The organism is Scytonema millei VB511283 (assembly GCF_000817735.3).
In the GTDB taxonomy this organism is placed as follows: domain Bacteria; phylum Cyanobacteriota; class Cyanobacteriia; order Cyanobacteriales; family Chroococcidiopsidaceae; genus Chroococcidiopsis; species Chroococcidiopsis millei_B.
In genome coordinates this window covers 840,320-866,890 of the sequence record NZ_JTJC03000001.1, presented here as the reverse complement: position 1 = coordinate 866,890, position 26,571 = coordinate 840,320, and the positions used below count along the sequence as shown (strand labels likewise).

General features: G+C 45.0%; 28 protein-coding genes. 10 read left to right on the top strand and 18 right to left on the bottom strand.

Going from position 1 to position 26,571, the window contains the following annotated elements; translation table 11 throughout:
- Window positions 1-106: 106 nt before the first annotated feature.
- The 3 genes from QH73_RS03945 to QH73_RS03935 are packed head-to-tail and all read left to right on the top strand — an operon-like array spanning window position 107 to window position 3,206.
- On the top strand, window positions 107-1,297 hold the full coding sequence (locus QH73_RS03945) for an ABC exporter membrane fusion protein (protein WP_039715314.1): 1,191 nt from the start codon (window positions 107-109) through the stop codon (window positions 1,295-1,297).
- A complete protein-coding gene (gene devC, locus QH73_RS03940) occupies window positions 1,294-2,487 on the top strand; it encodes an ABC transporter permease DevC (protein WP_039715313.1) in 1,194 nt (397 codons plus the stop codon). Before QH73_RS03945 ends, devC begins: the two co-directional genes overlap by 4 nt.
- Window positions 2,488-2,504: 17 nt before the next feature.
- Window positions 2,505-3,206 (top strand): DevA family ABC transporter ATP-binding protein, encoded by a 702-nt coding sequence (locus QH73_RS03935; RefSeq protein WP_039715312.1) that lies wholly within the window; start codon window positions 2,505-2,507, stop codon window positions 3,204-3,206.
- On the opposite strand, the gene prmA is transcribed toward QH73_RS03935, so the two are convergent.
- Window positions 3,187-4,098 (bottom strand): 50S ribosomal protein L11 methyltransferase, encoded by a 912-nt coding sequence (prmA, locus tag QH73_RS03930; protein WP_039715311.1) that lies wholly within the window; start codon window positions 4,096-4,098, stop codon window positions 3,187-3,189. The two genes, QH73_RS03935 and prmA, sit on opposite strands and share 20 nt — an antisense overlap.
- Before the next feature lie 51 nt (window positions 4,099-4,149).
- Window positions 4,150-5,730, bottom strand: a complete 1,581-nt coding sequence (gene serA / locus QH73_RS03925) for a phosphoglycerate dehydrogenase (protein WP_039715310.1) — start codon at window positions 5,728-5,730, stop codon at window positions 4,150-4,152.
- Between the two features lie 430 nt (window positions 5,731-6,160).
- Between serA and QH73_RS03920 the strand changes: the two genes are divergently transcribed.
- On the top strand, window positions 6,161-6,673 hold the full coding sequence (locus QH73_RS03920) for a hypothetical protein (RefSeq protein ID WP_039715309.1): 513 nt from the start codon (window positions 6,161-6,163) through the stop codon (window positions 6,671-6,673).
- A 272-nt stretch (window positions 6,674-6,945) separates the two neighbouring features.
- Here the strand turns inward: QH73_RS03920 and QH73_RS03915 are convergent, their stop codons facing one another.
- Complete coding sequence (locus QH73_RS03915; protein ID WP_039715308.1) at window positions 6,946-8,103, bottom strand: glycosyltransferase family 4 protein; 1,158 nt, start codon at window positions 8,101-8,103, stop codon at window positions 6,946-6,948.
- Between the two features lie 616 nt (window positions 8,104-8,719).
- Here QH73_RS03915 and QH73_RS03910 point away from each other — a divergent pair.
- Complete coding sequence (locus QH73_RS03910; protein WP_039715307.1) at window positions 8,720-9,499, top strand: photosystem II electron transport protein, Sll1252 family; 780 nt, start codon at window positions 8,720-8,722, stop codon at window positions 9,497-9,499.
- A gap of 60 nt (window positions 9,500-9,559) precedes the next feature.
- On the opposite strand, the gene QH73_RS03905 is transcribed toward QH73_RS03910, so the two are convergent.
- Entirely contained in the window at window positions 9,560-10,339 is a 780-nt protein-coding gene (locus QH73_RS03905; protein WP_039715306.1) for an SDR family NAD(P)-dependent oxidoreductase, read from the bottom strand.
- A gap of 428 nt (window positions 10,340-10,767) precedes the next feature.
- On the opposite strand from QH73_RS03905, the gene QH73_RS03900 reads away from it, so the two are divergent.
- Both QH73_RS03900 and QH73_RS03895 read left to right on the top strand, forming a co-directional pair.
- On the top strand, window positions 10,768-12,282 hold the full coding sequence (locus QH73_RS03900; RefSeq protein ID WP_039715305.1) for an alanine/glycine:cation symporter family protein: 1,515 nt from the start codon (window positions 10,768-10,770) through the stop codon (window positions 12,280-12,282).
- 110 nt (window positions 12,283-12,392) lie between these two features.
- Window positions 12,393-12,824 carry a universal stress protein gene (locus QH73_RS03895; RefSeq protein WP_039715304.1) on the top strand — a complete coding sequence of 144 codons (432 nt, stop codon included), beginning with the start codon at window positions 12,393-12,395 and terminating at the stop codon, window positions 12,822-12,824.
- A gap of 99 nt (window positions 12,825-12,923) precedes the next feature.
- Here QH73_RS03895 and QH73_RS03890 read toward each other — a convergent pair whose 3' ends face one another.
- The 11 genes from QH73_RS03890 to QH73_RS03840 all read right to left on the bottom strand — a co-directional run bounded on the left by QH73_RS03890 (window position 12,924) and on the right by QH73_RS03840 (window position 23,969).
- Window positions 12,924-14,426 carry a GMC oxidoreductase gene (locus tag QH73_RS03890; RefSeq protein ID WP_039715303.1) on the bottom strand — a complete coding sequence of 501 codons (1,503 nt, stop codon included), beginning with the start codon at window positions 14,424-14,426 and terminating at the stop codon, window positions 12,924-12,926.
- Window positions 14,427-14,435: 9 nt separating this feature from the next.
- A complete protein-coding gene (locus QH73_RS03885; RefSeq protein ID WP_039715302.1) occupies window positions 14,436-15,044 on the bottom strand; it encodes a cytochrome c oxidase subunit 3 in 609 nt (202 codons plus the stop codon).
- Window positions 15,041-16,750, bottom strand: coding sequence for a cytochrome c oxidase subunit I (ctaD, locus tag QH73_RS03880; protein ID WP_039715301.1), 1,710 nt, complete (start codon window positions 16,748-16,750; stop codon window positions 15,041-15,043). Before ctaD ends, QH73_RS03885 begins: the two co-directional genes overlap by 4 nt.
- Before the next feature lie 105 nt (window positions 16,751-16,855).
- A complete protein-coding gene (locus QH73_RS03875; protein WP_201278007.1) occupies window positions 16,856-17,839 on the bottom strand; it encodes a cytochrome c oxidase subunit II in 984 nt (327 codons plus the stop codon).
- A gap of 209 nt (window positions 17,840-18,048) precedes the next feature.
- Window positions 18,049-18,645, bottom strand: coding sequence for a DUF2231 domain-containing protein (locus QH73_RS03870; RefSeq protein WP_039715299.1), 597 nt, complete (start codon window positions 18,643-18,645; stop codon window positions 18,049-18,051).
- Window positions 18,642-19,139 carry a DUF2231 domain-containing protein gene (locus tag QH73_RS03865; protein WP_039715298.1) on the bottom strand — a complete coding sequence of 166 codons (498 nt, stop codon included), beginning with the start codon at window positions 19,137-19,139 and terminating at the stop codon, window positions 18,642-18,644. Before QH73_RS03865 ends, QH73_RS03870 begins: the two co-directional genes overlap by 4 nt.
- Window positions 19,140-19,469: 330 nt before the next feature.
- Window positions 19,470-20,291 carry a phytanoyl-CoA dioxygenase family protein gene (locus tag QH73_RS03860; RefSeq protein ID WP_132866583.1) on the bottom strand — a complete coding sequence of 274 codons (822 nt, stop codon included), beginning with the start codon at window positions 20,289-20,291 and terminating at the stop codon, window positions 19,470-19,472.
- 630 nt (window positions 20,292-20,921) lie between these two features.
- On the bottom strand, window positions 20,922-21,068 hold the full coding sequence (locus QH73_RS03855) for a hypothetical protein (protein WP_165587585.1): 147 nt from the start codon (window positions 21,066-21,068) through the stop codon (window positions 20,922-20,924).
- 264 nt (window positions 21,069-21,332) lie between these two features.
- Window positions 21,333-21,827 carry an HNH endonuclease gene (locus tag QH73_RS03850; protein WP_132866580.1) on the bottom strand — a complete coding sequence of 165 codons (495 nt, stop codon included), beginning with the start codon at window positions 21,825-21,827 and terminating at the stop codon, window positions 21,333-21,335.
- Window positions 21,828-21,949: 122 nt separating this feature from the next.
- Window positions 21,950-22,795 carry a hypothetical protein gene (locus tag QH73_RS03845; protein WP_039715297.1) on the bottom strand — a complete coding sequence of 282 codons (846 nt, stop codon included), beginning with the start codon at window positions 22,793-22,795 and terminating at the stop codon, window positions 21,950-21,952.
- Complete coding sequence (locus QH73_RS03840) at window positions 22,773-23,969, bottom strand: hypothetical protein (RefSeq protein ID WP_052289997.1); 1,197 nt, start codon at window positions 23,967-23,969, stop codon at window positions 22,773-22,775. Before QH73_RS03840 ends, QH73_RS03845 begins: the two co-directional genes overlap by 23 nt.
- A 577-nt stretch (window positions 23,970-24,546) precedes the next feature.
- Here QH73_RS03840 and QH73_RS03835 point away from each other — a divergent pair.
- From QH73_RS03835 to QH73_RS03825, 3 genes are all read left to right on the top strand, one after another.
- The gene (locus tag QH73_RS03835) at window positions 24,547-24,765 is read left to right on the top strand and encodes a helix-turn-helix domain-containing protein (RefSeq protein ID WP_132866578.1); all 219 of its coding nucleotides are present in this window, start codon (window positions 24,547-24,549) and stop codon (window positions 24,763-24,765) included.
- Window positions 24,755-25,156: a GIY-YIG nuclease family protein gene (locus QH73_RS03830; RefSeq protein WP_039715296.1), complete on the top strand. Its 402-nt coding sequence runs from the start codon at window positions 24,755-24,757 to the stop codon at window positions 25,154-25,156. The genes QH73_RS03835 and QH73_RS03830 overlap by 11 nt, the downstream gene beginning before the upstream one ends.
- A gap of 378 nt (window positions 25,157-25,534) precedes the next feature.
- Complete coding sequence (locus tag QH73_RS03825; protein ID WP_039715295.1) at window positions 25,535-25,717, top strand: hypothetical protein; 183 nt, start codon at window positions 25,535-25,537, stop codon at window positions 25,715-25,717.
- Here the strand turns inward: QH73_RS03825 and QH73_RS03820 are convergent.
- The 3 genes from QH73_RS03820 to QH73_RS03810 form a co-directional block, all read right to left on the bottom strand.
- Window positions 25,711-25,899, bottom strand: a complete 189-nt coding sequence (locus QH73_RS03820; RefSeq protein ID WP_039715294.1) for a hypothetical protein — start codon at window positions 25,897-25,899, stop codon at window positions 25,711-25,713. The genes QH73_RS03825 and QH73_RS03820 overlap by 7 nt on opposite strands.
- A gap of 37 nt (window positions 25,900-25,936) precedes the next feature.
- Window positions 25,937-26,188, bottom strand: a complete 252-nt coding sequence (locus QH73_RS03815) for a hypothetical protein (RefSeq protein ID WP_039715293.1) — start codon at window positions 26,186-26,188, stop codon at window positions 25,937-25,939.
- Between the two features lie 63 nt (window positions 26,189-26,251).
- Complete coding sequence (locus QH73_RS03810) at window positions 26,252-26,509, bottom strand: hypothetical protein (RefSeq protein ID WP_039715292.1); 258 nt, start codon at window positions 26,507-26,509, stop codon at window positions 26,252-26,254.
- Window positions 26,510-26,571: the final 62 nt, after the last annotated feature.

Genomic DNA, 26,571 nt, shown 5'->3' with positions numbered 1-26,571 from the left:
AGGAGGCAGCAAACGATGCAAAATGCCACGACTCATCGGGTTATGAGGCGATTAGAATTTTTCATGTAATGTCTCAATTTTTGGCACTTTCAGGAGTCCGTCACTTATGCAGGATAAGGTTCAGAACTCAAATCAGTTCGTCAAATCGATCGCCCAACGAGGAGTACCGATCGCTGGAATCATACTGTTAGGCATTGGTGGTGCAGCGACGTATGGATGGATGCAAATGACATCTGTTAAGCGCGAGACTCCTACGCCTGTAACAGCTCCTAAAATCGAGACGGTGACAGCACTTGGACGACTGGAGCCACGCGGCGAAGTCATTAAGCTCTCGGCTCCAACCTCCAGCCAGGAAAATCGGATCGACCGATTGCTAGTGCAAGAAGGCGATCGCGTCAAAGCGGGTCAAGTCATTGCAGTTCTGGACTCGCACGAGCGACTCAAAGCAGCCCTAGCTGAAGCGCAAGAACAGGTAAGCGTGGCTCAAGCACAACTGGCTGTCACCCAAGCCGGAGCCAAGCAAGGTGAGATTGAAGCTCAACGAGCTGAAATTACTCGATTAGAGGCAGAACGTCAGGGCGATATTCAAGTTCAAGCTGCAACAGTGGCTCGATTGCGATCGGAACTACAAAATGCTCAGACCGAGTTTAACCGCTATCAATCGTTGTATCGGGAAGGAGCAATCTCAGCCTCCGAACGCGACACCAAGCAATTAACCCTCGACACGGCTAAAAAATCTTTACAAGAAGCCCAAGCTACCCTCGATCGCACTTACTCCACGAGTTCGCGAGAACTGAATAAGGCAAGAGCAACGCTAGCTCAAATTGCAGAAGTACGTCCGGTCGATGTGCGATCGGCACAAGCAGAAGTGAATCGCGCGATCGCAGCTCGCGATCGAGAGCAAGCAAGTTTAGACCAAGCTTCGGTGCGATCGCCCATAGACGGCGAAGTGCTATACATCCACACGCGATCCGGCGAAGTCATTTCGAGTGATGGCATTGTGGAAATTGGACAAACAAGGCAGATGCAAGCGATCGCCGAAGTTTATCAAAGCGATGTCAGAAAAGTGCGTGTCGGACAGCGCGTTCGAGTGACCAGCGATTCGATTCCAGGTGAATTAGTGGGAACGGTCGAGCGAGTGGGTTCTCAAGTACGCCGACAAACAGTTGTCAACACCGACCCCAGTGCCAATATTGATGACAGAGTGGTTGAGGTGCATGTCGGCTTGAATACAGCCTCTAGCCAAAAAGCTTCTAAGTTTACGAATCTACAAGTCAATGTGGTAATCGAGCAATGATTGGATTTTTGCAAAAGCTTCAGCCACTCCAACAACTTCAACGCCGTACCCCTCTCGGATGGCTGCAACTGAGTCACGAAAAAGGACGCTTGCTGGTTGCACTAGCAGGAATTGCGTTTGCAGATGTGTTAATGTTCATGCAGCTTGGCTTTCAAGCAGCACTTTATGACAGTAATACTCGCATCAATCGCGCCATCTTAGCCGATATTATTCTAGTCAGCCCGAAAGCACTTAACCTGCAAAATCTCTCTACCTTTTCACGACGGCGGCTATTTCAAGCAATGGATGTTCCAGGAGTCCAGACAGCAGACGCGCTGTACGTGAATACGATTAACTGGAGGAATCCCCAAACTCGCCTCACCGCAACCGTACAGGTGTTGGGATTCAAACCCGATCGCCCTGCTTTCGCTTTACCGGAAGTCAATCGGCAATTAGACAAAATCAAGCTACCAGATACTGTTCTGTTCGATCGCGGTGCGAGAGGCAAATATGCCCAAGCGATCGCCCAAGTGGAACAAGGCAAGCTGGTTACAACCGAAGTCGAACGACGCACGATCGCGATCGCCGGACTATTTACTATTGGTGCTTCGTTTGGTGCAGATGCGACTGTAATAGCGAGCGATCAAACCTTTCTGCGACTGTTTCCCCGCCGCGATGTTGCCAGTATTAGCCTCGGACTGATTCGGTTGAAACCAGGCTACGATCCCCAGCAAGTTGCCACTGCCTTAGAATCTCATTTACCCGAGGATGTGCGCGTCATGACGGCTCAGGAGTACGTGCAGTTTGAGGAAAACTACTGGAGAACCGCCAGCCCAATTGGATTTGTGTTTGGGTTAGGAACCGCAATGGCATTTGTAGTTGGCGTTGTCATCGTATATCAAGTGCTATCGACTGACGTAAACACGCACCTCAAGGAGTATGCCACCTTCAAAGCAACGGGGTATGGTAATTCCTATTTGTTGGGCATCGTGTTTGAAGAAGCAATTATTTTGTCATTACTAGGATTTATTCCAGGTGTCATTTTGCCGTTTGGACTATATGCATTGGCTGCCCAAGCTACAGCTTTACCGATTTATATGACTTTTTCAAGGGCGGTACTAGTCTTGGGGCTAACGATTGTAATGTGTGGGCTTTCGGGTGCGATTTCAACTCGTAAGCTTCAGTCCGCCGATCCAGCAGATATGTTTTAGGAATTTAGGAAGACAGTATGGCAATCGCTATTTCGGTGCAAAATCTCGATTACTATTTTGGTCAAGGTCAACTTCGCAAACAAGTCTTGTTCGATATCAATCTCGAAATCGACACGGGCGAAATTGTCATTATGACAGGTCCTTCCGGTTCTGGAAAAACAACATTGCTCACATTAGTTGGAGGATTGCGATCTGCCCAATCAGGCAGCTTGCGAGTCTTAGGACAAGAATTATGCGGTGCGACAGCTCAACAACTTACCCAAGCCCGAAAGCACTATGGATACATTTTTCAGGCACACAATTTGCATGGAAGTTTGACCGCACTGCAAAATGTCAAAATGGGGTTGGAACTGCATCGAGAGTTGTCTGCCGCCCAAATGAAAGCGCGATCGATCGCGATGTTGGAACAAGTTGGATTAGGCGATCGCATCGATTACTATCCCGACGGTCTATCTGGGGGACAGAAACAAAGGGTAGCGATCGCCCGCGCTCTCGTCAGCCATCCCAAACTAGTGTTAGCAGATGAACCAACGGCGGCTTTGGATAGCAAATCCGGTCGAGACGTAGTCAATCTGATGCAATCTTTGGCACAGGAGCAGGGCTGTACGATTTTGCTAGTGACGCACGACAATCGAATTTTAGACGTTGCCGACCGCATCGTTCATATGGAAGATGGAAAACTCAAACGCAACTCTACAGCTATGACCGTCTCACATTAAAACAACACCATTCTTTACGCCGCCAAAGAGTGGCTACAGTCCAACCGTAATGTTCTAAAGTATCGGCTACCGATTGGGCTTGGTCGATTAAAATGCCGCTGAGAATGCCCCAAGTTGAGGGTTTAGAAACAGAAGTAATTTGGGGAATTAATTGAATAATGACATCTGCTAGAATATTGCACGCAATGCCATCGAAAGATACTTGAGTCATTTGAGGTAGCGTCAACACGCTACCCTGTCCTACAATTATGCGATCGGCAGAAATTTGATTCAGTTGTCGATTGCTGTGGGTAGCGTTGACTGCCATAATATCGGTATCTACAGCATAGACTTGGCTAGCCCCAAGCAAAATTGCTGCAATTGAGAGGATACCTGAGCCACAGCCAATATCTGCAATAACTATATCTTCTCGATTGGAATTGGGAAGATCGTCCAAGCGCATTTCTAAGGCTTCTAAACATAACTGCGTTGTGGCATGGTTGCCCGTACCAAAAGCAGTTCCAGGATCTAGCCTTAGCAAAAGTCGCTCTGATTTTTCTGGCACTGGTAGCCAAGCAGGGTAGATTAAAATGCGATCGCCCACTTCCTGCGGTTGCCAGTACTGTTTCCAGCTACTTGCCCAGTCTTCTTCATCAATTAAATGCCACTGCATCTTAGGCGGTTCTAACCCTACCAGCAAGGCATCCTGTCGCAGCCACAGCGAAAGGGCAGCTAAGTCGAGTAACTTTACTTGTTCTTGCGGCAAATATGCTTTTACCAAACAAACATTACCATCATTCTTCTGTCGTTCGCTTGCCATCCCACGACAGCCAAAATCTTCTAGTCGCCAGAAGATCGTCTCTTCCAGGTCTAGATCGCACAAAATTTGAATTTCCCACCAGTGATTTGCCATATTTAACGGTTAGCAATTAGCGATTAGCAACTAGTTGCTAATCGCTAATTGCTATAAAGTTACTGTATACGCATCGCGAATGCCTGCAACCTTGGTGATTTCGGTCAAAATCCCATCGGGCAGGGGGTCATCTAAGCTCAGTACCATCACCGCATCACCGCGCACGATTTTGCGTCCGACTTGCATACTGGCGATGTTGACGTTAAAGCTACCTAGCAAAGAACCGAGTTTACCAATGATTCCTGGCATATCTCGGTGTAGCGTGAATAGCATATGCGAACTGGGGGGAATGTTAATTGGGAATTCGTCAATGTTGGTAATGCGAATTTCGCCATCGCCCAATAGCGCCCCCGTCACCGAATGTTCGCCCATCGAACCCTTAGCTGATAAGTGCAAGGAACCTGCATAATCCCGGATGGCAGCATCCCGCGTTTCAATAATCCGAATGCCCCGTTCTTTGGCTTCGACGCTGGCATTGACGTAATTGACTCTTTCTCGCAATGCTTGAGAAAGTAATCCTTTCAGGGCAGCAACAACCAATGGTTGGCTCTTATTAGTAGCAAGTTCCCCTTGCAGTTTGACATTGAGTAAATCGACTCGTCCCCCAGCTAGCTGACCGACTAAATTACCCAGAGTCTCGGCAAGTTGCATGTACGGTCTGAGTTCTTCCAAAATATCGGGGCTGAGTCCAGGGATATTGACGGCAGAACGGGCTGGTAAGCCTAGCAAGACATCGCGGATTTGCTCTGCTACGTCGATCGCCACGTTGACTTGTGCTTCTGTGGTTGAAGCGCCGAGGTGAGGGGTGAGGATAATTTCCTTTCCTAATGCTCTTAGCGGCGATTCCTTCAGGGGTTCTTCCTCGAAGACATCCAAAGCCGCCCCTGCGATTTTACCCGCCTTAAGTGCTTCTGCTAGCGCCGCTTCATCGATAATGCCACCCCTAGCACAGTTGATAATCCTGGCATTGGGTTTCATTTTAGCTAGTGCCTCGGCGTTAATTAAATGTGTTGTTTCTGGAGTTTTGGGAATGTGCAGCGTAATGTAATCGGCTTCTTGTAGTAGGATGTCTACCTCGACTAAGCGGCAACCTAACTGTTCGGCTCGTTCGGTAGAAATAAATGGGTCGTAGGCGAGTAACTTCATCCCCATCGCTTTAGCCGCCGTAGCAACGTGGGAACCAATCTTTCCTAAACCCACCACGCCCAAGGTTTTTTTGTAGACTTCTGCTCCCACAAAGGTTTTACGATCCCACTCACCGCGTTTGACGGACGCATTTGCATCGGGAATGTAACGCGACAATGCCAGCATCATCGCGATCGCGTGTTCGGCAGCGGCGATCGTATTTCCTTCAGGAGAATTGACAACAACAATTCCTTGGCGGGTAGCAGCAGGTACGTCTACATTATCTACGCCCACACCAGCACGACCGATAATTTTCAGTTGATGCCCAGCTTCGATAATTTCTCTAGTAATGCGGCTACCAGAACGAATCATCAATGCATCATACTCTGGGATCGCCTGTACAAACTGCTCTGGTGTTAGACCGATTTTTACGTCAACAGTGGCAACTTGGGAAAGGATATCAATTCCTGCCTGGTCGATTGGGTCAGATACGAGAACTTTAGCCATGATTAACGATAGGAATCCAGTGGGAAAAAGGCACTATTAATGATAAGTGAACTGTCTGCTCGTGTGAGTAATTTGTTTGTCTACTCGCTTTGAGCGACAGCAGCGATACACAAGACCAGGGATGATTCCAGTAGCGCGTTACTCTCAGCTCAAGGGTTGCCTTTAGTTAGGTTAAGTTGTGCTTTCGGTAATTCGCTGCCGCAGTACGATATTTTAACAGTTAAAAGGGAGTAGGGAGTAGGGAGTAGGGAGTAGGGAAGAAAATAATTCTAAATTCGCCTTGTCCCCCTTTAACAGGGAGTAGGGAGTAGGGAGTAGGGAAAGAAGATAATTGTAAACTTCCCTTGTCCTCCTTGTCCCCCTTGTCCTTTCAGCTCCCTCAGCTCCCTCAGCTCTCTTCTCCCCCTTGTCCTCCTTGTCCCCAACTCTTATGAACTACCTTATCGCCGTGTTACCCGATCGCATTCAAGCAGAAGCAGCTTCTGTAGCCTTAGAAAAAGAAGGTATACCTACCGATCGCATTACTATTCTTGGTAGAGGATATAAAAGTGCAGATGAGTTTGGCTTAATCGATCCCAACGAGCAAGCTGCTAAGCAAGCAAAACTGATGGCTTTCTGGCTCGTACCGTTTGGTTTTGCCTCTGGAGTTGCTTTCAGCGTGCTATCTGGTCTAGATACCTTTGCTTGGGCGGGTGAAATCGGCAATCATGTCATTGGTGGTTTACTAGGTGCTGTAGCTGGTGGTATGGGGAGCCTATTTGCTGGTGGTGGTGCTGGTTTGGTGTTTGGTAGTGGCGATGCTTTGCCGTATCGCAACCGTCTCAATGCAGGTAAGTATTTAATTGTTGTTAAAGGTACGGACGGCATACTTCGACAAGCAACGAGCGTACTACGTCGATTTGAACCAGAAAATATCCAAGGCTATGCTGAAACGACTGGCTGATGTCAGTTGTCAGTTGTCAGTTATCAGTTGTCAGTTATCAGTTGTCAGTGTAGAGATGTTACATGTAACGTCTCTACAAAGAGATCGGTTATCAGTTGCGAGTTGTTAGTCTTCAGTAGCTAGTAGCTATGAACTGTAGCGTGTCTAAATCAATTGTAAAAATCCCGTCCATCTGTCTGTGACATGCTAACTGTGCTTTCACAAATGACAAATGACAATCAAGAGCGAGTAGTTTACAACGCAAATAGACACGCTATATTAGCTGTAGTTTCTTAATTTTTGGTCTCTATGTGTGCTTTGCAAAGAGTTTTGTAGAAGTTTTTGCCAAATTCATCGAGATTGAATTCTGTCATAATTCGTTGTTTATGATTTAATAAATATTCTGTATTGTCGCTATTTTTTACTCGCAATAAAGTCTCAATAGCAGCTTCGCTATCACCAGATTGAAATAGCCATTCTTGAGGTAGAATTTCTAACATTCCATCTAGACTAGAAGCAACTATTGGTAAGCTATAGTACATTGCCTCTAACATGACTAATGGTAATCCTTCTAATCGAGAGGGAATGACGAGCATATCTATGGCAGAGTACACATATGATAAGTCATTTCCCCAAGGAATAATTTTGACTCTCTCGCTTAAACCAGAGGTTTGAATGAGTTTTTGTAACTTCTCTTCGTCTGAGCCATCGCCTACAATTAATAATTTGATATTTGCTAGCTTGCTGGCGTATTTTGCCATTGAAGTAATGAGAAAGTCATGTCCTTTGTGTTTAAATTCGATTCTAGCAATCAGAGCCACTACATAATCGCTGTTATCTATACCATATTTTTGTCGAGATATGTTTCGCTCCTGTCGCTGCCATATTCTTAAGTCAGGACCGTAATATACTACAGAAATCTTCGATTTCACTCCATGCTGAACTAAGTTATATTTAGCCCGAGCGCTAGTCGTAATAAATGCATCTGGTAAGTTATAAAAATGCAAATTAATGAAATCTCTGAATCTAGAGAGTTTGCCTTGCATTAATGATAAAGATTGTGTTAGCGGAATAAAGCTAATCACTTTAAGCTTGGCTTTTTTCGTTGCTAGCAATCCGAGAGAACTGAGTTCGATCGTGCCTTGAACGACAATGACTATATCGGGTTTAATAATAGAAATAGTTTGAGCAATTTTAGCAACTACGGGAAATGATAACAACGCTCCTAAGTTTCTAAATCTTGCTGCTTTAAACTTCATCGGATACAGTTCGAGATGCTTAAATTCTTGTACTAGTAAAGTTAAGCGATCGCAAAGCCTTTGATTTCCTTGATAAAATATGAATCCAACCTTAAGATTGGTATTTTCTAGTAAGTATTTAACTGCATCCACAGCAGAAATACTATGACCGCCAAAACCAGAGCCATCATCGTAAAATAGTATTCTTTTCATATTTTTGAGTCAGCAGAATTATCAGAAAATCAAGACAAGCTCAACTCTCTTCTGGGTGCTGTACGCAGAAGATCGATAATCAGTCCATGTCAAATGATGCTCGCCGCTTCAAGGTCTGCATCTATTAGACGCGATGAGCTGCACCAAGATGGCGATCGCTGAAGCACAGCAACGCCATAATTACTTAATCTTAGAAAGACTTAAGATGTATTTTATACTGCAAGTATTCCAATTCTCACATTCTTTATCTTGCGAAAAAAGTATTTCCGAATACAGATTCAAATTATAATTTTTGCCATTTGCATCTATTCTCTACTGAAGAAATATTTGTGTAAATTATAACATGAAATAGTTTGAGGGAAAAGAGGGTTACTGTGCCGTTCGAGAAGGTGAGGAGTAACTGTAATGTTGGTAACAGATGACTAGTGTTAGGATATCTGCATAGGAAAACCGGCTGGAGATCGAAACACGATCGGTTTTAGCCTCTCGCAACGTCTATGCTGGTAATACATGTACCAAAAATACAAGAAATAACAGCAGTTGGATTTTATGCGGATAACAATAAGTGTCAAAAAACATAGAACATATATAGCCAATTAAAAGTTAGAAAATTAAGATGTTGCCGAGAGAAGACTTATTAAAAGGCGTAGAAAATCGAGAAACTATCGTTCGTGTTATCGATTTAGCAGAGCAAGCAATCAAAACTTGGGAAGTGGTACTCACTGATTTTTTGTCACCCCCAGAGTTAGCTGAAAGCCAGCAAATTTTTAGTCGTTTGACTGATGTGCAATTAATAGCTTGGGGCGGTTATCCTCAAGCAGAACGGCAACGATTAGCGATCGCGCGTGCGGAAGTTCCTCTCGATTCATCACAAGTGGCAGTAGCAGCGGTAGATATTGCAGGTAACTTTCTATTTGACACTGCTACCCATCGTGACTTTTTAGGGGCGATGCTAGGAACAGGAATTGTGCGGGAGAAAACTGGCGACGTTATTGTATTGGGAGAACGGGGAGCGCAAGCAATTGTTGTGCCAGAATTAGTAGAATTCTTAGCAATGAATTTAAAGCAAGTGCGTTCCGTACCTGTCAAAATTCAGCAAATCGAGCTGAGCGAATTAAAAATTAAAGAACCGAAAAAAAAGGAATTAACGACAGTAGAAGCCTCTTTACGATTAGATGCGATCGCCTCTGCTGGGTTTGGGATGTCTCGCAGCAAAATGGTAGATTTGATTGAAGGTGGAGACGTGCGCGTTAATTGGAAAGAAATTAGCCAATCCAGCACTCAAGTCAAAACTGGAGATTTAATCGCGATTCGTGGCAAAGGACGATTAGAAGTTGGAGAAGTCGCCGTCACGAAAAAAGAGCGATATCGCGTCCAATTAACCCGATATATGTAGAGGCGCACGGCTGCGCGCCTCTACGAACGTATGATATGTCCGATCGAAATCACTATACCATTAGCCTTGTTTAAATACTTTCCCAACTAAACTGACTAAAGCTTGGCGCGGTAAAAATCGAGATGCATTGGCACTAAGTTTGTTAATAAATCCTGGGATAATCGAAGAACGATTTTTTTCTAAAGCTTGAAGTGATTCTTTGACGACTTGCTGAGGAGATGTGTAGTTTTTCGATACTGTCTCTGAAAAAGTGGAGGGAAAATCAGCCTCTCGGAAAAATTTCGTTTCAGTGGGACCAGGACAAACAGCTAAAATTCGTACCCCATACTTGCGATTTTCTGCCCACAATGCCTCACTAAAACTGAGGACAAAAGCTTTACTAGCTGCATAAACAGAAAAGTAGGGAATCGGTTGAAATGCAGCAGTAGAAGCAAGATTGATAACGCCTCCAGAGCGACGCTGGCGCATTCCTGGTAAAAATTTGTGAGTCAAGTCTACCAACGCTAAGACATTCAACTGTACCATTTTGACTTGGCGATCGCCATCTCGTTCGGCAAAATCGCCATAATCTCCAAAACCAGCGTTATTGATTAATAGATCGATCTCTAATCCCTTTTCCGTTACCGTATTGTAGATAGCTGTAGCTGTTTCTGGTACAGTTAGGTCGTGGACGAGGACGTAGACTTGAATTTGATGTTGTGCTTGTAACTGAGCTGCCAGCTGTTGCAATTTGTCAGCGGAACGAGCTACTAAAACTAAATCCGTTTGTCGAGAAGCTAACTCATGGGCAAAAGTAGCACCAATTCCCGCAGAAGCACCAGTAATTAAAGCTGTTTGCATATCAGAAGTGAGTCGTGAGTTGTAGGGGCGGGTTTGTTGAGAATACCGAGTCTAGGACTGGAAATTCTGCGGTGAAACCCGCCCGTACGAGTGAATTATGCAGTCGTGAGTTGTAGGGGCGGGTTTGGTGTTGAGAAGACCGAGTCTAGGACTGGAAATTCTGCGGTGAAACCCGCCCCTATAAGTAAATTGCGAGAGCGATCTATCAGTCAAGTTCTTAAGTAATTCTAACGCTTGACTACCAGTTACCAACTACCAGTGACTGATTCCCAAACATTGCAATATATCTATCTTTGGAAGTATGTACTACAGCTTATTTTTGATAAATGCTAGAAAATTGTGTCTTAAGAACAGTTTAATTGCGACCTAAAGTTATATTTTCTTAAAATTAAGGATTTTTTGCTAACACTCACAATTAAGAAACGCTGATGAATCACCATAAGCTTTTAAATTGGCTGAGAAAATATCCTTGGCTTTGTTTAGCGTTACTAGCCATACCTAGCACGGCTTACGCTGCTGACGGTAAGCCCACAGGAATCTTAGGGGCAATTGATGCTATCTTTTCCTATCTAGTGGCAGCGCTGTCCCAAATTCTGTTTTTTAGCATTGGCGGGATGCCGTTTATCGTCCTGTGGTTGATTATCGGTGCGGTATTTTTTACGATCCGCATGAGTTTCATTAACTTCCGTGCTTTCGGTCACGCGATTTCTGTCGTGCAAGGACATTACGATAATCCAGCAGAAGCAGGAGAAGTCACTCATTTCCAAGCGCTATCAGCAGCACTATCGGCAACAGTGGGCTTAGGAAATATTGCTGGGGTAGCGATCGCCATTCAATTAGGCGGTCCTGGGGCAATGTTTTGGATGACTGTCGCAGGGTTGTTAGGGATGTCCAGTAAGTTCGTTGAGTGTACTTTGGGACAAAAGTATCGTATTGTCAAGCCGGATGGTAGCGTTTCCGGCGGGGCGATGTACTACCTATCGCGTGGCTTGGGCGAACTGGGGCTGCGTCCTTTGGGTAAAGTGCTAGCACCACTATTTGCCGTATTTTGCATTGGTGGGTCTTTCGGTGGTGGCAATATGTTCCAGGCAAACCAGTCCTTTGCTGCGGTATCGGGAGTTATACCCTTGTTGCAGGGACGGAGTTGGCTCTACGGTCTAGTCATGGCTGTGTTAGTTGCTTTAGTGATTATTGGTGGCATCAAGCGGATTGGTTCGGTGGCTGAGAAACTGGTTCCAGCAATGTGCTTGATCTACATCCTCGCCTCTTTATTCATTATTTTGACGAACATACCTCAGATTCCCAGTGCAGTTGGCACAATTCTCCGAGAAGCCTTTTTCCCACAAGCGATCGCCGGAGGATTTATTGGGGTATTAGTGCAAGGATTTCGCCGTGCCTCTTTCTCGAATGAAGCAGGAGTCGGTTCGGCAGCGATCGCCCATTCCGCCGCCCGTACCGAAGAACCGATCCGCGAGGGGATTGTGGCATTACTCGAACCTTTCATCGATACTGTCGTGATTTGTAACATGACAGCCTTGGTAGTGGTGATTACAGGTGTTTACACCGACACAAAGGCAGACGGGGCGCAACTCACAAATGCTGCTTTTGCTTCCGCGATTAGCTGGTTTCCGGTCGTACTAGCGATCGCTATCTTTCTGTTTGCTTTCTCCACGATGATTTCTTGGAGTTACTACGGCGAACGCAGTTGGGAATACTTGTTTGGCGATCGCACCACTTTAGTTTACAAGGCACTGTTTGTTTTCTTCGTGTTTGTCGGTGCTGTCGTCAACCTCGGTGCAGTCCTAGAATTCAGCGATATGATGATTTTGTCAATGGCTTTCCCAAATATCTTGGGTTGTTTTCTGCTGTCGAACAAAGTTGCCGCCGATTTACAAGATTACATGCAGCGCCTTCAAACTGGAAAGATGCCCGTGTTTAAGTGACCAGTTATCAGTTATCAGTCAACCGTCAACCGTCTTCACGCAGTGTAGCGTAGCGTTTACTACCAACTACCAACTACCAACTACCAACCACTAGTTACCAATCAAAAATCATGAGTTGGTTACAGAAAGACCGAGTTTTAGTTCCGATCGATTTTTCAGAAGAGTCTTTTGCTGCACTATCTCCAGCACGAGAATTTGTGAAGGATGCGAGTCATTTGTACGTCCTGCACGTTCTGTCTCACCTGCATCCAGCTGAACCCGGGGCGATGTGGAATACTTTAGACGATCGCTCGCGCCAGCAGCACGTAAAAGAGGCTTTGAACAAACGATTTCAAGCTTCGGAGTTTGAAGGAGTTCAGATTGGCGTTGCTGTTGGCGACCCTAGTTCGGAGATTCTCGACTATGCTAAGGAGATTAATGCCGATTTAATTGTGATTCCATCGCATGGCAAAACTGGCTTGAGTCGGTTTTTTCTCGGTTCGGTAGCAGAACGAGTGATTCGCTATGCTCATTGTCCTGTGGTGGTGTTGAAAAAAAATTAGGTTAGTGGTTTATCAAATTCATCGCGACGTTAATCAATTTAGGCTAATACTTTACTAAGAGATTAGCCTATACTTCTCTATTTTTCATTCAATAACGCCTTACTTCAACTGCTCGATTAAGCGATCGCCCACTCGCAAAGCATTTGCAATGACAGTCAAGCCAGGACTAACACTGGCATGAGATGGGAAAAAACTGCTGTCTACGACATAGAGATTTTGCACTTCGTGGGTACGACAGTTCAGATCCAACACCGATGTTGCCGGATCTTCTCCAAACCGACAAGTGCCGCACTGATGAGCAACGACTTGTACGGGCATATCGCTGCGAGGATGGGTTGTGCGGTTAAATATATTGGGCTGAGACTGCTCGACGCTTTTTAATACATCGACCCAACGATATACCAGGCGATCGTGCGCTTCTACATTATTCGCCGTGTAATCAATTCGCAGTTTGTCTCCCACATAGCGAACGCGATTGTTGGGATCGGGCAAGTCTTCCGTTTTCAGCCACCAACCGATGGAATGGGTTGCCAACTGCCGCAAGCCAAAATCTGGCATCAGCCTAGACAATGCCGATAAAATTGGTGGTGCTTCGGCAAAAATGACATCTTGAAAAATCCCACCAGAGTTTTGGACGTGACCCATCGGATACGGAAAATTCTTGTCTCCCCAATAAAAATCATTTAGCCCTAGCGTGCGGGAAAATGACCCAGAATTAGCGGTAGAGGTTAACTGCACCACAACCGATAGCAGTTGTTTCATCAAATTTCGCCCCACCTGACCGGAGCCATTCGCAATACCGTTGGGGTGTTTTTCGTTGGCAGACCGCAACAGCAATGCTGCCGAGTTTACGGCACCACAGGCAAGCACTACAATATTGCCTAAAAACAAATAGGACTGTTCCCCAATTTTTGCTTGAACTGCTTTGATCTCCGATCCTGATGGATTGGTATGCAGGCAAACAACCTGAGCAGAGGTTTTAAGCGTCACGTTTTCGCTATTGAGGAGGGGGCTAACTCCGGTGTCTTCAGCATCGGTTCTACCGCGATCGCCCAACCCTAGCGGTAAATGAACGGGATGCAATCCCTGCTGAGCAAGCGTGTCACCAATGCCTTGCACTATCGGCTCGTGGGCAACTTCCCCAAAAGGATAGGCTTCGCTATGGGGCGGCTCGGTGGGGTCATCTTCAACTTTACCGTGTACCTGATACAACTGCTCGGCTTCGGTGTAATAAGGCTCAAAGTCCTGATATTTCAGCGCCCATGCCGGAGAAATCCCGCTTTGATGCTGTACTTGCTCGAAGTCGCGTTCGCGCATTCGCTGCAAAACGCCACTCCAGATTTTTGTATTGCCACCAACGGCATAATACGTTTGCGGATAAAACGGTTCTCCTGCGTTGTCGTACCAGGGTTCTGGCGCGTGAAATTGCTCTTTCTTAAAAACTTCTGTATCGACCAACTCCGAACTTTCACGATGGATCAGTTCTCCGCGATCGAGCAGCAAGATCTTTTTACCAGTTGATGCCAGCTTTCGCGCCAACGTCCCGCCGCCTGCACCCGTACCAACCATAATTACGTCATAGTATTGGTCGTCAATTATCATAGGACTCTCCTACTGCCAAACGTAAATGAGCGTGTACAACACGATCCAAATGACATCGACAAAATGCCAGAACAAAGACGTTGCTTCAACACCAAAATAACCGTTGTCGTAGTTACCAGGGATAAACGATCGCCCCAGCATTAATGTTTGCAGTAGAATTCCGGTGAGAACGTGCAAGCCATGAAATCCAGTTAATAAAAAGAACGTGCCACCGAACAAACCCGACTGATAGCTAAATGGTAAACTGCGCCATTCCACTGCTTGCCCAAAGAGGAAATAGCTACCCATTGCCATAGTAATTAACAGAAATAGGCGAAAGCCCCACAGTTTTTTATCGTGTAAATAACGCTCAGCCACGTAGATGACAAAACTGCTGGATACCAGCACGATTGTATTAATGAATGGCTCTCTGGTTTCCAAGCCAGTCACACCTGGCGGATACCAGTCTAGGGTAGTGGTTTTGTAGACAATGTAACCCGTAAAGAAGCTCAGGAAAATGACACTTTCCGACAGCAGAAACACGATAAAGCCAAACTTACTATTGCCTGCTGCGTCATGCTCTTGGTGCTGTCGAACGTTAGTTTCAACGTCTTGCGCGATGGCTCTTTCTGCTGTCATGATGTTTGCTGCTGCGTTAGAGATTCAGGAAATTCAGTCAAGCCTGGATTGGGAATGTTCCCTACCAATGGTTGGTTCCTACCGTAGCCGTAGGGACCCGAAACTACGAGCGGTGTTTCTTCAAAGTTTTCCACAGTCGGTGGTGAAGAGGTGAGCCATTCTAAGCCATATGCCCGCCACGGATTGTTGCCTACTTTCTCGCCCCGAATCCAAGAACTTACCATGTTGAGAATAAATGGTAGCGTAGACAGCCCTAACAGAAAACCGCCAATACTTGCTATGACATTCCAGTAGGCAAATTCCAGGTCGTAGGATGCAACACGGCGGGGCATTCCCATCAATCCAAGGGGGTGCATGGGCAGGAAGGTCAACGCCGTTCCCAGGTAGGTCAAGGCAAAGTGCAGTTTGCCCAATCCTTCGTAATACATGCGTCCGGTCATTTTAGGAAACCAGTGATAGATTCCGGCATAAATGCCCATGACGATCGCGCCATACAGCACGTAATGGAAATGTCCGACCACAAAGTAAGTGTTGTTGACGTGAATATCGATTGGCACAGAAGCCAGAAAAATTCCAGTAATTCCAGCAAACAACCAATTACTAATACCGCCGAGCGCAAATAGCATCGGCGTGGTGAAGCGAATCTTGCCACCCCAAATCGTTGCCACCCAGCCAAAGACTTTAATGCCAGAAGGAATGGCAACCAGCATCGATGTCACCATGAAAAGTATCCGCATCCAACTGGGGGTGGCACTGGCAAACATGTGATGCACCCACACCAAACCACTGACAACCGTAATCAAAATAGATGATGCGGCAATCACCCGATAGCCAAATAGGGGTTTGCGGGCATGAACGGGCAGAATTTCGGAAAACATCCCAAATGCTGGCAGAATCATCACATAGACTGCCGGATGGGAGTAAAACCAGAAAAAGTGTTGGTATAAGATGGGATTGCCACCCCGCTCTGGTGTAAAGAAGCTCGTACCAATCGTGAGATCGAGCAACAACATGATTGCTCCCCCAGTTAGGGCAGGCAGCCCATACAGTTGAATTAACTGTGCCGCCAGCACCGACCAAACAAAGGCAGGTGTTCTAAACCAGGTCATTCCTGGCGATCGCATTTTGAAGATGGTAGTGACAAAATTCACCCCACCCATGATAGAAGATACGCCCGAAATTGCCACTGCCAAAATCCATAACACCTGTCCGTTCAGCAGATTTCCCGTTGGGTTTTGCAAACTTACGGGCGGATATGCCCACCATCCCGACTGCGATGGACCTCCCGGTACTAGGAAACTGGCTAGCATCAGAATGCCTACGACAGGAACCATCCAGAAAGAAACCGCATTCAGTCGGGGAAATGCCATATCTCGCGCTCCAATCATCAGCGGCACGAGATAATTTCCCAATCCCACTAAAACAGGGAACGTCCACATAAACAGCATGATCGAGCCATGCATCGTGAACAGCGCGTTATAAACAGTGCGATCGACTAAATCGGCATCAGGGGTAATCAGTTCGCCCCGCATAACCATCGATAACGTGCCACCAATCAGGAAAAAGAAGAAAGATGTGACGATGTATTGAATGCCAATGACTTTGTGATCGGTGCTGAAGGTGAAGAATCGCTTCCAGTTGTCAGGCGCGCCTGGGTATGGCTGTCCGCGCACGGCTTCTGGAGCCTCGATCGAAATGTTTGTCATAAGTTACTAGGCAAGTCAAAAGTTAAAAGTCAAAAGTCAAAAGTCAAAATTGCGAAACTCACGATCGCGAATTACGAATTACGAATTACGAATTATTTGGTCACGTCAGGCAGGCGGACTATCTGGTTCGTGCTTCGGGGCATAATTTACTACAGGTGGCGATGCTGGTGGGATAGTGTCCCAGCCGCGAATGGCTACTTTGTCTTTCGTTGCACCTTCGCGTTCGTTGGCGCGGCTGTACTCAAAAGCAGCCTGATTAAAGGCAGGAGTGGGCAACCCAGCCGCAGCATCGGCAAGCCATTGTTGATACTCGTTGAATGGCTGAACGACGACATCTGCTTGATTTGCGGCAAAGTAAGTGCCACTAAACATGGAATCGCGCAGGCGATAGGTTCCAGTTTTCACAGGAGTCAGTTCAAAATCGATTTCGTGGTTGGGAACAACATCTTGCTTCAGGCGAAATGCCGGAATGTAAAAGCCGTGCAACACATCCTGCGATCGCAAGGTAAATCGCACGCGGCGATCGACTGGTAAATGTAACTCAGTGCTGGTGATATCCCGTTCTGGATAATGGAAAATCCATGCCCATTGCTTAGCGGTCACGTCGATTTGCTCGATGGGAGCGGTTTCTACTGCATTCTGAATTTCCTGCTGAGGCTTGCTGTCAAAGGGTTCGGCGTAAGCAGGCTGCATCATCTGAGGCATATGCAAATGTACCAGTTCCATCGGACCCCGCACCGCCATTTTTTCGTAAGTCCGATAGCTCACAAAGGAAAGCGTTAACACCAAAACTAATGGCACTGCCGTCCAGACGATTTCCAGCCAGGTGTTGCCTTCAATCGGGGGACCATCGCTCATGTCATACTTGCTGGCGCGATGAAAGACCAACGAGTAGAGGAAGGGTCCGATTACACCTAAGTAAATGAATGTGCCTAACCCAGTGAAGAGACTGAATAGATCGTCCAGCAACTTCGCTTCTGCTGCTGCTTCTGGCGGAAACCAAGAATAGGATTGCTTCGCCATCCACAAGCTTGTCATAGCGACCAGGATGGCATAGACCGTCATTATTAGAATTGCACGGAGTTTCATCATGACAGCGATCGCACCATAGTTAGAACAGCGAACTGAGAGGAGAAGGCAGGGAGTAGGGAGGACAAGGGGGAGCTGAGGGAGCTGAGGGAGCTGAGGGAGCTGAAAGGACAGGGGGAACAAGGGAGACAAGGGAGACAAGGGAGACAAATTATAGCTTCTGATTCCTGACTCCTGTTTTGATTTTTGCCTTTTGCCTTTTGCCTTCCCTAGAGTTGATTGGGATTTTCGCCTAAGCGCAGCATTTGATCCGCTGTGACGTGAATGCCAAATTCAGCACCCAGATGTGCGCCTAGCGTCCCCTGCACGAACATTAAAGCAAAAACAAATAAACCAGCCGCCAGATAACTCCACTGCACCTGTCTTGCCATGTCTTTGCGCCACTGATAGCGTTGAAAGCCGCGCCAAACGGTCATTCCCACAATTAATGTCAAAATGAGTACACCCCCTACGCCGTGTAGAATCATCGTTTCTAAAGCATGAAGCCCCCAGGCGCTAGTGACATCTGCCAGTGGTACAGCTAAAGCAACTTCAAACACACCCGCCATGACTGTAAAAAAGGTAACAATCGCCGATGCTAACAGGTTATACCAACCGACATCAAACAGTGCCGAGCGGGTAACGGGAATTGCCAGAAACTTAAAAACTGCTTTCTCGACGGGAAACAGCACCCCTACAATGTCAAAGGCGATCGCCACGATAAACAACCCTAGCGTTAAATGCACCAGATTGGGATGAATGGGAATTTGGTATGGCAACCCATTCACTCCCAAACTACGCCACTGTTCCAGCAGGTCTGGGTTCATGACAGACCTCCTCTGATTGCATCGACGACAGGAATCGTATGTAAGCCATAGACCCACACGAGTAAGCTGCCCAGGTATGATTGAATACAAACTAGCCCAGCTAGCAGCACGCTCGCTGCGAGGTAAGGAATCGGTAACTGCGGTCTTTCCTGTAACCGAATCACGTAGCGCCATGCGGTGACGAGCGCCAGAATTCCTGAGAGCGACCAGCCTAAAATTGTATGGACATTCAGCGTTGAAACAGATGCAGCATAAGGTTCTGCCAGACCTGCTTCAATTTGTCCAAAAATAATTGCAATGAAGATCGAAACCGTTGCAAAGGCTAGATTCCACCAACTGACTTCATACAATTTGGGATTTTTTGTGAAATACCCCAGGAGATCGCAAAATACTGCAAACAGCACCATCGCAATTACGAAATGCACCACGATTGGGTGAATGGTATCGGGATAAGGAAGGTTATGCTCGTTGAGAGGAGGAAGATACTTAAACACAGATTTTCAGAGTAATACAGTGACAGCGAGCAGTTATAGTGAAATGAAAAGATTGTATCGCTAAAAATTATCGAAGACAGAATAACTACTGTGTAGAAGCAGAGTCGGCAGTAACTCCAAAAATTTGAGCAATAGTTTTGACTTACTTCTAAAGTATCTCCTTTTGCAACTCCAGTCACTTATCCCTTTCTAATCTAGATAGTCGGATAAATAATTGAGCAGCCGGAAAAAGTCCCCTTGTCCCTAGACGTACTAACTTGTCTACTGAAATGCAGCGATCGCAGAATGTCAACAGAAACAACATAACCCGCATAAAAGTAGAGACTATTTTTAAGTCAGCTGGCTAGAGTTTAACAACAAAGAGTCATCCCGATCGCCTAACACCCCGTAGTCGTTGATAGAGAAATGTATCGCTAAAATCAGTCGATCTCCCTCCGTTGGTGGCAATCCTTTGTGAACGCAAAATGGATCTTCCACAAAGCCAAACCCCGCCGAACCACAAATTGTCACAATCCTAGAAGTACCGTAGTAATCAATCACATCTTGCTCGGAACGCAACCGCCATAAGCTGAGAAGATAGGCAAGTTTCTTCTGACGATGACTGCCACGAATACATACATGCGGTCCATTAGCTAAGTTAGTGTCACTTAAATAGAAGTAAAATCTAAGACAACGGTAATCCTCAAGGTCGTGATGAAAGACTTGCCCAATCGCAGCAGTAGATTCATAAATTGCTACTGTTGGGGGAAAACTCCACCACAGCCAACTACCAGCATGAACCGATTCTACTTTTAAATATTTCGCAGCAATATTTAATAGCTTTGGGTCGCGAGCCAGTTTCTCAATTGCTGGACATAGCAAGCTGGCATTGTAATATTTCCCTAGTCGAAAAGATTGACCATATGCACTCTGTGCTGCTAGCCTTTCTTTATAAGCAAAACTCAAGCGTAAATCTCCGTCTCCATAGCAATTATTACGCTCTGCAAATTCGCGGATTTCTCTCACCCAACTATCTGGTAGATGAATCCCCAAGTACAATCCGTCAGCGACTAAAGATTCAACGACTTCATCAGTATTGAGGTGACTAAACACCGAGTCCTTTTCCTCGTAGATTTTAGCGATTCGTTGGCGCTGATAGTAATTTAGCATCATGATTTGGATCGATCTAAAGCGACCAAATACATACATAAATAACCATTGAGGGGTTCTAGAAAAGTACTTTTTGAGTACGCCAATATAGTAATAGCTACAGCTTTTTAGTCGAGTTATTAGTAGCAGACTTTGCTCGCGCATCAGCAATTTGCTCACACCTAAAATTAGTATTTGGCAGAAAGTCAAACTCAGGCAATCAAACGCAAAATATCACAAATATCAGCTAACATTAGTTTCTTTCTTTACAATTCACATATTAAAGTATTGCCAAACGATTATAATGGAAAAATCTAGTTGAGCATAGCAGCAATTTACTACTCCGATCGTCTTGACAGAGCTGGATAAAATTTACATAAATTCTTTAGATATTCTCGGATTTTCTGTAAGGGTAACTCGATTCGGGTCGATGAGTGGGAGGAAAAGTCTTGGTAATTATCTTCATCTGCGTAGGCGGCTAGTCTAGAAAGAACTCAAACCATAATAGCTAAACTACTTGCACTCCTATCACTACTATTAGAGATATAGGCGAGCGAGTATGACTTCTACACCTTTACTTTCGGCTTATTCTCGACTCATACTAAAAACTTGTCAATTCAGAAGTAATCTCACGCTTTGTCAATCCCAAAAAGTTCAGGAAAGTGTAGGAGTTAACTGTCGTTCTGAGTTATGTCGAAAGATGAAATAAATCACTACGCCAATACTGGCAAGTCCTAACAATAACCCAAACGTGACACAGAACTGCGGTACAAAGGAGCCGTAATCATCAGATGAAAGCACCTCTCGCGGTTCGTAGTAACCCAGCGCGATCGAGGGAAAGCATCGTCAGAGCAGATATTGGCAGTATCTTTCGGTCGAGTGATTGCATCTCTACCTCTGTCTGTGCTATCTTGATTAATCCACGGACGTATAGCTCAGTTGGTTAGAGCGCTACGTTGACATGCTGACTGTCATAAGCAGCACAAGACTTTCAAGAGTTAATTGCCAATACCTGCTGAGCTTTGAGTATGCGTTTTAAGTATGCATCTACTCAAGAATTTGTCATTAAACTTCATTCAACCTGGCGTATTCGCCGTGATACTTCAAAGCTGCTCGATTATACGCTAGCGCTGCTTCTTCGATAACACGGTAGTAACCTAAAAAGTGCTTTCTACCATCGTGCTTAATCCAGGCTCCGTACTTCCCCACAGCCTTATCGAAACTTACTCCTTTAAATCCGCTGGTATTATTCCTTGGCTGATTCGTGTTGAAGCGGTTTTGCTGACTGGTAACAACTCTAAGATTGACTAATCGGTTATCAGTTTTAACACCGTTGATGTGGTCAACCTGCAAGCCTCCAATGCGGATATTGTAGAAACTCTCTAATACCCAGCGGTGCATACAGATTTTGTGAATCCCTCTTTTACCACCGTAGTCCACATAGCTTATATCGCTCACGGCATAGCCTTTGTTATAGTGCCACTTCCAGCGATTGACTACTTCAAAAACCTCATCGTCAACAATAGCCATCTGCCCCTGCGTCAATTCAACAGTTTTCATTTCTTATGCATTAACTCTGTAACTCACTCAATTGATTTTTCAGGGGTCATAACCTGGCAAGCCCAGTCAACTTCTACTTCCCTTAGCTGGTAGAAAGATGGATGAATGATTCCTATTTGCATTTATTTAGCTTCAAAACGTGAGATAGCATACTTAATGAAATCGCTGTAGTGACGTGCTTTTTCTACTTCTTGGGCTGCATACTCCTCAACATAGCCCCATAATTTATCAGCCATAGCACAGAATTCATCAACAGTGATTTGAGATATCGCACCATCTTTGACTCGCTTTTTCTTACCAAACAGGATGTACTTGGCTAAACCTTCTCCAATCTTCTGAACGGTGTTACTTTTTATTACTTGTTGAGGCTTACGTACAAAATAGTTAGCCACAGATTCCATCATGTCTTTGTTTGTGTAGCCACCTGTCAGCACTTTTCTAACCAAATCTTTCGAGTCACCGCCAACCTGTAACTTACTAAGTCTGATATGTATGGCTTCTGCTTTAGTGATATTTCTAGATTCGTTGTAGGCTATCACTAACTCTGGAACTTCCTCTATTTCTACACCCTCAAACAACTCTATTCTTACTAACTGGTCTAATATTTGAGTCCCTATGCCTAACCCATCACCAACTAGTCCTAAGACCTGAATGATTGCTAGTAGCCTATGCCTGCCATCAAGAAGAAAGTAGTCACCTTGTTTGCTTTTGCCAACAATTAAATCTGTCTTTAGCCATCTATCTTCTTTGAAAATCCCTACTGATAACTCTGCAACCTTAGATGACTTAGTTTCATACTGGTCGCATACATACTGGGAGTTTTCATATGCTGTCTTTAATTCACCTACAGATAGGCACACCTCACCAGGCTTGTCATGTCTCTGAAAGTGATTAGTGAAGCAGTCTGGGTCAGTCCAATCGTATTCTGATGCTAATAATTCAATGTCAACCTGCTTGAGTGCTTTCATGTTCCTCCTGATTTTTTATAGCTCGACAAACATACTCTTCAGCTTGTTTGAAGGTAGTGAAACCCTTTTCCTTCATGGTTTCCGACAAGAACCAATCAAGCATTGTGTTTGTCTTTTCTCTCAGAGTCTCAAACCTGATGATTTCTCTTTCCATATAGCTGAGATATTCGCTTAGTTGATACTCTCGAATCTCTTTGTCAGTAAAGTATCTTTCCTGTACTCTCTTTAAAAGCTTTGGACAATCTTTATAAAGATTGAGTGATTTGTATTGACTGAAAAGGCGTATCTCGTCTTTTAATCTACTATTCTCTTCTTCTAACTTCGCAACCAGATTGTTATCCTCTATTGGCGCATTACCTATCACGTGAGATAAAGGTTTTTTCTCAGATATCTTCACTGGTGGTGTATCAAGTTCAGGAAGTTCTACACTTTCTTTAGGCTGTATTTCAGGCTTTGATTGTTTCTTACCACCCTTACCACCAATCTTAGAGGTGTCCATAGAACCCTTCTTACCATGCTTGTTGGTGTAGGTTCTAGTTTTGGTTTTCTCACTGGCGGAATCGCCAGTTAGCTTCTTTCTCAAAGCTTCAACTGTTTCATGATGAAGTCCTACTACTTCAGCAATCTTTCTACTAGACCATTCATTCCACTCTTTATCCTGAAGAAGCATGATAGCCGCTTGTTTCATGTCCTCTTTGGTTAGTGGTAGTCCTTCATGTTCACGATTAGCTACAGTACAGCTATAGAGTTGTGCATCTCTTTGAGTACCCTGCCTGGAGATTACATGAATGATTTTTCTCCCAACCTTCTGGTAAGCAGCTAGTCTGTGAAACCCATCAGCCAACCAGTAGTTAGCGCCGTCATAGAAAACTATAGGGTCATCGTTGAATCTCTTAGAGATATCACCAGAACCAACTATTTCTGCTAGTAAATCAACCCTAGAAGCGTTAATCTGCTTTCTTACCTGTGTTCCGCCATTAACTTTGATTAGGTTGATGTCAAGCTCAATAGGTGTTTCAGCTTCTTGGATTATGGCTGATTTTACTTCACTAGTAAGTTGTTCCTGTGTTGGTGCTTTTCTGCGTCTTGATTGTGAACTTCTTGTTCCAGATAGTGTTCTAGTCCCGCTCTGAACTTCACTATCATTAGGTTTTGTCAATTCCTCAGTAATCATTGCTAGTTCTCAGTGTTGTTAATTGTCTTGCTTGGAGTGTGTTTTGCTAGAAACTCTATTAGCGCCATCCTGATACCATCAGCCACAGATATAGAGCTAACCTCTGAATATTCCTCAAGTTCAATCAAGACGTGGATAGGAATACCAACTGTCTTTTGAATCATTCTATTTGTCTGTCTCATTGAACCCCCTAAATTGGGTGAATAGATATAGAATATCTGCGATTTACATATAGTGGTAAAGATTGAAAAATTAGGAAATCTGCGCTAGTTGTAGAGCATATCTCTACGTACTACACTCAGCCGATATCGTTTGATTGCGTGCCTCTGGTTGAGCTGGGTATAGATAAGCCTCAAAAGCTGCTTATTTCCTTTACGCACGCCCACTTGAGGGCTATTCGGTTGGTTTCGATTTCTTGTTCCTTGGAGGTGAGGTGTTTATCTCTTCCCCGTCCTCTTATTTATATACTAGTGTAATACAAATACTAGTGTAAAATATTTTAATACTAGTTTACATTTTAGACTAGTGTACAGGTCACACTACAATATAAGTATTACTGGTGTTATGTCTTGACAACATGATGAGTAACACGTTACGAGACTTTTGTGAGAAGAGAGGGACAACCTTATTTAAACTGGCTACTGCTATCGGAGTATCGCCAAGCAATCTCTATCGCTTAGGTAAGCATACGGAACAATTACCCAGCTTGGAGTTGATAGACAAAATCCTAAACCTGTATCCAGATGCTTCTATTGACGATTTAATTAAGCACGTCCGAGATACCGATGCTAGTTAACACCCCAGCCCTGCTAAAAGACCTGCTAACGCTACTCCCTGATGTCTTGCCGAGCGTATCTATCGACGAGCTGAAGGAGTTGCCGCGCTCCTCTGCTTGCTACCTGTGGACTAAAGAGGATGTGGTTTTATACGTCGGCTTGACCGGAAATATGCACTTTCGTTGGAACAATCCCAGACCAATGAAGCTGGAACAATTGTGTAAAAGAGGAGCCACTAGGGTTAGCTGGATAAGCCTGAAGCAGGGCAGGCGTTTTGACGAAATGGACGATGAGAAAATCCTAGAGGCAGTATTAATACAGCTATACTCTCCAGCTCTAAATATTGAATGGCATCCTGGTAAGAAATTCCTATGGGCAGACAGAAAAAGACCGAGCAAGAGATTAACCTAGACACAGCAAAGCACCCCTCGATTAGACCTGGGGTGCTTGCCTGCTTTATGCATCTCACTGCTTTAGCATTTCAAGTTTAACAACAGCCGAAAAATTATTCAGCTATTTAGTTTTAGAGTCTACATATACCTGTATTTCTTATTAGAGCGGTCGCGATAAAATATTTCCATAATGTTAGACCGCGACCACTAGAAATAGGCTATGAAAATGCCCCTCTATGCAAGTGAAGGGGCAGTGTTATAAGGTAAAACCAGAACTAGTAATGAGGAGGTAAACGCTTCTTAGATAAAGTTAGATATAGTAGCTAAATATAGGCTAGGACGGGCTTTCAGGCTTACCTCTATTATAATAAATTTATCTACAGACTTGGTAAATATCATGTCAGAAATTCAAATTAGAGCGCACCAACTCCAGCAATTTCCAGAAAAAGGAGATGTGTTTGTAGACCCCACTACACCACCAGTAATGACAGTCAAGAGATACAGAATTAAGGGGACTGGCTTCATTGTGAATCAGCTACCCCCTGGCGCTCGAATGGAAGACTTGGAAGAGATTCAATAATCTATCTTCGGCTTACCTTCCTGTGGTTTAGAGTTGCCTGTATCGCTCTCAAATTTGAGGTTAAGGTTAGAAGTACCGTTACTGTTAGCCCAACTCCAATTCGTTTTTTGGTCGCGCTTGAAATCTGGAATCTGTGCCTCAAATCTTTTTGGCGTGTCGCCGTTGCTAGAACCTCTAGACATTGTTTTTTCTCCTATATGTTGATATCTCTATTTTCTCTCAACCCAACGTCACAATGACCTGATAATTTGCGAAGGCAGAAGCAGCACTCTCCAGCACTCTCACCACACCACCTTGGTGCATATCGAACCTGAAGAGGGTGTTAACTGGCAACAGAAATCCGTTAGTGCCTGATGGGGTGCTACCGTCAAGGGTAAGTCTCACGGGTTGTCCCTCGAAGCTAATCAATATGCCAGTAGCGGTTGATGATAGTGTAATCGTTTGAGCCGTATTGACCGCCACCCTGGTCATCGCTCCCACTACACGGAAAGATTCGTTTGTCTTAAAAGCGTTACTAGTGATAACCCACCTCCATTATTTGTTGAAATCTATAAGTTGCTTGCTCATCAAGCCGTCGATTAGATGGGAATACTCCGCATAGTCCACATTCCCCAGCCGATTAATCAGGCTCATTGGAACCTTGGAGCCATTCTTGAGAGCGTTCTTAAGCTTCTGGATTAGGATTGCCTTGTCTGCTGCTACCAGTACCTCATCAGACGGTTTGTTAAAGCTCTCGTGCCGCTCTACCCGCTTGTGGTGCGGCAGTCCTTGTGAATTAATGCCTCGTTTCATTGCGGCTCCCTATTTTGTGCAGCGACTATACCCAGGGTCATGAATGTTACTAATGAGAGCGG

Excerpts from the sequence above, each read along its gene's own strand:
- QH73_RS03945 (WP_039715314.1), top strand. The coding sequence starts at position 107 with ATGCAGGATAAGGTTCAGAACTCAAATCAGTTCGTCAAATCGATCGCC.
- devC (WP_039715313.1), top strand. The coding sequence starts at position 1,294 with ATGATTGGATTTTTGCAAAAGCTTCAGCCACTCCAACAACTTCAACGC.
- QH73_RS03935 (WP_039715312.1), top strand. The coding sequence starts at position 2,505 with ATGGCAATCGCTATTTCGGTGCAAAATCTCGATTACTATTTTGGTCAA.
- prmA (WP_039715311.1), bottom strand. The coding sequence starts at position 4,098 with ATGGCAAATCACTGGTGGGAAATTCAAATTTTGTGCGATCTAGACCTG.
- serA (WP_039715310.1), bottom strand. The coding sequence starts at position 5,730 with ATGGCTAAAGTTCTCGTATCTGACCCAATCGACCAGGCAGGAATTGAT.
- QH73_RS03920 (WP_039715309.1), top strand. The coding sequence starts at position 6,161 with ATGAACTACCTTATCGCCGTGTTACCCGATCGCATTCAAGCAGAAGCA.
- QH73_RS03915 (WP_039715308.1), bottom strand. The coding sequence starts at position 8,103 with ATGAAAAGAATACTATTTTACGATGATGGCTCTGGTTTTGGCGGTCAT.
- QH73_RS03910 (WP_039715307.1), top strand. The coding sequence starts at position 8,720 with ATGTTGCCGAGAGAAGACTTATTAAAAGGCGTAGAAAATCGAGAAACT.
- QH73_RS03905 (WP_039715306.1), bottom strand. The coding sequence starts at position 10,339 with ATGCAAACAGCTTTAATTACTGGTGCTTCTGCGGGAATTGGTGCTACT.
- QH73_RS03900 (WP_039715305.1), top strand. The coding sequence starts at position 10,768 with ATGAATCACCATAAGCTTTTAAATTGGCTGAGAAAATATCCTTGGCTT.
- QH73_RS03895 (WP_039715304.1), top strand. The coding sequence starts at position 12,393 with ATGAGTTGGTTACAGAAAGACCGAGTTTTAGTTCCGATCGATTTTTCA.
- QH73_RS03890 (WP_039715303.1), bottom strand. The coding sequence starts at position 14,426 with ATGATAATTGACGACCAATACTATGACGTAATTATGGTTGGTACGGGT.
- QH73_RS03885 (WP_039715302.1), bottom strand. The coding sequence starts at position 15,044 with ATGACAGCAGAAAGAGCCATCGCGCAAGACGTTGAAACTAACGTTCGA.
- ctaD (WP_039715301.1), bottom strand. The coding sequence starts at position 16,750 with ATGACAAACATTTCGATCGAGGCTCCAGAAGCCGTGCGCGGACAGCCA.
- QH73_RS03875 (WP_201278007.1), bottom strand. The coding sequence starts at position 17,839 with ATGAAACTCCGTGCAATTCTAATAATGACGGTCTATGCCATCCTGGTC.
- QH73_RS03870 (WP_039715299.1), bottom strand. The coding sequence starts at position 18,645 with ATGAACCCAGACCTGCTGGAACAGTGGCGTAGTTTGGGAGTGAATGGG.
- QH73_RS03860 (WP_132866583.1), bottom strand. The coding sequence starts at position 20,291 with ATGATGCTAAATTACTATCAGCGCCAACGAATCGCTAAAATCTACGAG.
- QH73_RS03850 (WP_132866580.1), bottom strand. The coding sequence starts at position 21,827 with ATGAAAACTGTTGAATTGACGCAGGGGCAGATGGCTATTGTTGACGAT.
- QH73_RS03845 (WP_039715297.1), bottom strand. The coding sequence starts at position 22,795 with ATGAAAGCACTCAAGCAGGTTGACATTGAATTATTAGCATCAGAATAC.
- QH73_RS03840 (WP_052289997.1), bottom strand. The coding sequence starts at position 23,969 with ATGATTACTGAGGAATTGACAAAACCTAATGATAGTGAAGTTCAGAGC.
- QH73_RS03835 (WP_132866578.1), top strand. The coding sequence starts at position 24,547 with ATGATGAGTAACACGTTACGAGACTTTTGTGAGAAGAGAGGGACAACC.
- QH73_RS03830 (WP_039715296.1), top strand. The coding sequence starts at position 24,755 with ATGCTAGTTAACACCCCAGCCCTGCTAAAAGACCTGCTAACGCTACTC.
- QH73_RS03825 (WP_039715295.1), top strand. The coding sequence starts at position 25,535 with ATGTCAGAAATTCAAATTAGAGCGCACCAACTCCAGCAATTTCCAGAA.
- QH73_RS03820 (WP_039715294.1), bottom strand. The coding sequence starts at position 25,899 with ATGTCTAGAGGTTCTAGCAACGGCGACACGCCAAAAAGATTTGAGGCA.
- QH73_RS03815 (WP_039715293.1), bottom strand. The coding sequence starts at position 26,188 with ATGACCAGGGTGGCGGTCAATACGGCTCAAACGATTACACTATCATCA.
- QH73_RS03810 (WP_039715292.1), bottom strand. The coding sequence starts at position 26,509 with ATGAAACGAGGCATTAATTCACAAGGACTGCCGCACCACAAGCGGGTA.